This is a genomic window from Escherichia sp. AM3 (assembly GCF_032029835.1).
GTDB lineage: Bacteria > Pseudomonadota > Gammaproteobacteria > Enterobacterales > Enterobacteriaceae > Escherichia > Escherichia coli.
Genome location: NZ_JAVUPQ010000836.1, coordinates 1 through 296, shown reverse-complemented (window position 1 = coordinate 296; position 296 = coordinate 1). Strand labels below are relative to the sequence as shown.

The 296-nt window shown below is 43.2% G+C and carries 1 protein-coding gene; it reads right to left on the bottom strand.

The window, feature by feature from the left end:
* Positions 1–296: glycosyltransferase (locus RTW80_RS28630; protein WP_312721478.1), on the bottom strand; the 296-nt coding region annotated here is incomplete at both ends.

Genomic DNA, 296 nt, shown 5'->3' with positions numbered 1-296 from the left:
CTGCTGGCCCACCACAATCTGTTGCGACCACTGGTAATCCACATGCCATAGCTTCGGCAACGACAAGAGCAAAACCTTCATAGTCAGAGGCCAGCACAAAGGCATCGGAATCATGGTAATAATCAACAACATTATCCTTTTTTCCCAAGAGAGTAACTCGCTCGCTGAGAGAATTTTGATCGATAAATGTTTGCAATGTAAGCCGTTCTTCGCCCTCTCCAACTATGATGAGTTCACTATGTGGCAACTGCATCATAGCTTGCAAAATCAACAGTTGGTTTTTTATTTTTACAAGC